3 protein-coding genes are annotated in these 3,627 nt (G+C 73.0%); 1 reads left to right on the top strand and 2 read right to left on the bottom strand.

Going from position 1 to position 3,627, the window contains the following annotated elements; genetic code table 11:
* Both PLL68_RS03510 and PLL68_RS03505 read right to left on the bottom strand, forming a co-directional pair.
* Positions 1-1,670: ABC transporter permease (locus PLL68_RS03510; RefSeq protein WP_324531692.1), on the bottom strand; the 1,670-nt coding region annotated here is incomplete at its 3' end.
* Entirely contained in the window at positions 1,667-2,629 is a 963-nt protein-coding gene (locus PLL68_RS03505; protein ID WP_324531691.1) for an ABC transporter ATP-binding protein, read from the bottom strand. The genes PLL68_RS03505 and PLL68_RS03510, both read right to left, overlap by 4 nt.
* 170 nt (positions 2,630-2,799) lie before the next feature.
* Here PLL68_RS03505 and PLL68_RS03500 point away from each other — a divergent pair, with 170 nt between their 5' ends.
* On the top strand, positions 2,800-3,627 hold the full coding sequence (locus PLL68_RS03500) for a polysaccharide deacetylase family protein (RefSeq protein ID WP_324531689.1): 828 nt from the start codon (positions 2,800-2,802) through the stop codon (positions 3,625-3,627).

The raw sequence follows: 3,627 nt of genomic DNA, 5'->3' as shown, positions 1-3,627 counted from the left end.
CGCCCGAAGCGCAGGGCCACGACCACCGCCCCCGCGAACGTCCAGGCCACGAGCACCGCGAGGTGGTCAAGGGCCAGCCCGGAGCCCGTGACGTCAGGGCCGACCGCCTGGGACATCGCCGCCGCCGCGTGCCGCAGGGGGAAGAACCAGGAGATCGCCTCGAGCACCGGGGGGAAGCTGGCCCCGACGACGAACACGTCGGAGATGAAGGCCAGCGGGAGCAGGGTGCCGAGGGTGACCCCGACGACGGCCTGTGCCGAGCGCACGAAGGTCATCACGGCCAGCCCGACGACGGCGAAGCACACCGTGGCCACGACGAGGGTCACGACGGCGGACGGCATCCCCCGGGGAAGCGGTGGCCGGTAGGCGACGGCGGCGAGCACGACGATGGCCAGCCCGGTGACGAGGGCGACGACGAGTGCGCCGACGACGCGTCCGAGCAGCAGGGCCGGGGCCGGAAGCGGGGTGCCCAGGGTTCGTTTGAGCACCCCGCGGTCACGGTCCTCGGCCAGGCTCTGGGGCATGTTGACGTAGGCGGTGACCGCTGCGCCGTAGATCGCCATCGTCCCCGCGTAGAACGTGCCGAGCGGCGCGCCGTTGCTCATCAGCACGTCCCCGCCGCCGTTGACGGCGGGGATGATCGCGACGAGCAGCACGGGGAACGCGACGGCGAAGAACACGGCGGACACGTCACGCCACAGGATCGACTGGGTGTGTGCGACCTGTTCCGAGACCAGGGCAACCGCGCCCGGGGATGCCGTGCGCCTGGGTCTCGCGTCGGCGGCCGCGCCGCGGGACCCGGCCCTCGATCGCCTGGAGCGGCCCGCGGCGGTCGCCCGGGAGGCGTCACGGTCACGGTCCCGGCGCAGCAGGACCGTCGCGACGACGGCCCCGGCGACGCCCCACAGCGCGATGACGAGGAGGTGGTCTAGCTGGAACCCGCTGCCGGTGAGGTAGGGGTTGAGTGCGTCGGCGAACAGGGCGGTGAGGTGCTTGAGCGGGAAGATCCAGCCGATGGTCTCGAGCCAGTCGGGCATGTCGCCGCTGAACATGAACATGTCCGAGATGAAGGCGAGCGGGATGACGACGCCGTTGCTCACGGCCAGGGTGAGCTGCATCGTGGGCAGGGCCATGGCCAGGGCGAGCCCGAGGGCGCTGAAGCAGCCGGAGGCGAAGACGAGGGTGGTGATGATCGAGAGCACCGACCGGCTCGGCACCTGCAGGTCGTAGAGGACGACCCCGGTGACGAGGACGAGCGCGGTCGAGGTGAGCCCGAGCACGAGCGCTGCTCCGATTCGGCCGCCGACGAGCACCCACCGGGGCGCGGGGGTGCCCGCCTGGCGCTTCACGACTCCGGTGGCGCGGGCCTCCGCGAGCCCGACGGCGAGGAACGAGAACGTCGCCATGACCACGCCGAAGGACGCCATGCCGGGTGCCAGGTACTGCACGACCCGCACGCCACCGCGTTCGTCGACGACCTCGTTGCCGACGAGGGCGGACAACAGCACGAAGAAGAGCAGTGGCAGCCCGATGCTGAGGATCAGGGTGATCGGGGTGCGCGACAACGCGGCGAGCTCGTGGCTGGTCTGGCGCAGCAGCATCGCCGGTCCGGAGCCCCCCGAGCCACCCGCGGAGCGGCGCGGGTGCGGGGTGGTCGCGAGGGCGGTCACCGGGTCGCCCCATCGTCCGCGTCGACGGCTTCCCCGACCGCCCCGGCCTCACCGACCGCCCCGGCCTCACCGACGAGGTCGAGGTAGACGTCCTCCAGGCTCGGGCGGGCCAGGGCGAGCGCCTCGAGCTCGATCCCCCGGCCGGACGCCCAGGTCGCCAGCTCGGCGACGTCCGCCGTGGGCGTGTCGGTGCGCACCTCGACCATGCTGCCGGCGACGCGGGCCTCATGGCCCACGCCCGGGAGGTCCGCCACCCGGAGGCCCGACGGCATCCGGAAGGAGATGACCGTCGCGGCGCCCGCGGCGGCCGCGAGCGCCTCAGGGGTGCCCTCTGCCAGGACGCGGCCGTGGTCGATGACCACGACGCGGTCGGCGAGGTGCTCGGCCTCGTCGAGGTAGTGGGTCGTGAGCAGGATCGTGGCACCCAGCGCGCGCAGGCTCTCGACGAGCTCCCAGGCCCGGCGCCGGGCCGAGGGGTCGAAGCCCGTGGTGGGCTCGTCGAGGAAGAGCAGCTCGGGGTCGCCGACGATGCCGAGGGCAAGGTCGAGCCGCCGCCGCTGCCCGCCGGAGAGGGTCCGCACCCGGGCGTCGGCCTTCTCGTCCAGCCCGGTGAGGGTGAGCACCTCGGCGACGGCGCGCGGGTGCGGGTAGTAGCCGGCGTGCAGGCGCACCAGCTCGCGCGGTGTGAAGGTGTCCTCGAAGCCAGCCTCCTGGAGCACGATCCCGATTCGTTCCCGGAAGGCTCGGCCCCCGGTCTGCGGGTCGAACCCGAGCACCTCGACCGAGCCCGAGTCCGGGGCCCGGTAGCCCTCGAGCACCTCGACCGTGGTGGTCTTCCCGGCACCGTTGGGTCCGAGCAGGGCCACGACCTCACCCTCGTCGACCGTGAGGTCGAGGCCGTCTACGGCCCTGACCTCCCCGTAGACCTTGCGCAGGCCCCTGACCTCGACCGCGGCCATGATCCCGACCTTCCCGCTGGGGTGGCTGCCGCCGGCGCGACGGCACCCGCCTCAACTCAACACCGAAGGGGATGCCCTGGCGCGCGGTTGTGAGTGATCACTCCCGTCGGGCCGTGCCGCATGATGGCGACAGCGACGTGCTCCCCATCAGCAGCGCGAAGGAGGCCGGAATGGGCGATCGGACCGGCATCCAGGGCGCGCTCCACACCCGGTGGGCGGGCAGTGCCACGCGGGCCGGGTCCGGGTTCCTGGTGGCAGTGGCGGCCCTCGGGGTCGCGGTTGCCTACGTCGTGCGCCGGCAGCCCCAGCGGGCGTTGGGTGTGCTCGGCGGTCGGGGTCCGGTCCTGTTCGGTGCGCGGTCGCCGGAGCGGCAGGTGGCGATCACCATCGACGACGGCCCCACGCCCGGGCTGACCACTGCGCTGCTGGGGGTGCTGCGGGCTCACCGGGCCCGGGCCACGTTCTTCCTGCTCGGCTCAGGCGTCGAGGCGCATCCTGACCTGGCTCGAGCTGTTGTCGCAGGCGGTCACGAGATCGGCAACCACGGATGGTCGGACCGACCTGCCGGGCTGCTGTCGCGGGCTGCCCTTGCCGAGGACCTCAGCCGGACGGCGACGACGATCGAGGCCGCGACCGGCATCCGAGCGCGGTTCATGCGACCGGGATCGGGCTGGTTGCGTCCGGGGCAGCTGCGCGACGTGCGGGCAGGTGGGGCCGAGGTGGCCCTGGGGTCGATCGCCGTGCTGGACCTCGAGGTGCGTGACGTCGAGCGCGAACTGGCATTCGTGCTGAGGCGGGTGCGGCCGGGGTCGGTCATCGTGCTGCACGAGGGACGCCCGGAGCGGGCCGGCGTGGTGCCGCTGCTGGACCGCCTGCTGGGCGAACTGGGCCAGCGAGGGTACGAGTGCGTGACGCTGTCCGACCTGGTCGATGGCGCAACGCCGCCTGCAGTCACGGAGAACCGTCCACAACCACCGAGAACCGTCCCGACCACCTAG

This window comes from Ornithinibacter sp. (assembly GCF_035443565.1).
Classification (GTDB): domain Bacteria; phylum Actinomycetota; class Actinomycetes; order Actinomycetales; family Dermatophilaceae; genus Fodinibacter.
The sequence above is the reverse complement of the archived record's forward strand: the minus strand, read 5'-3'. Positions and strand labels throughout refer to the sequence as shown.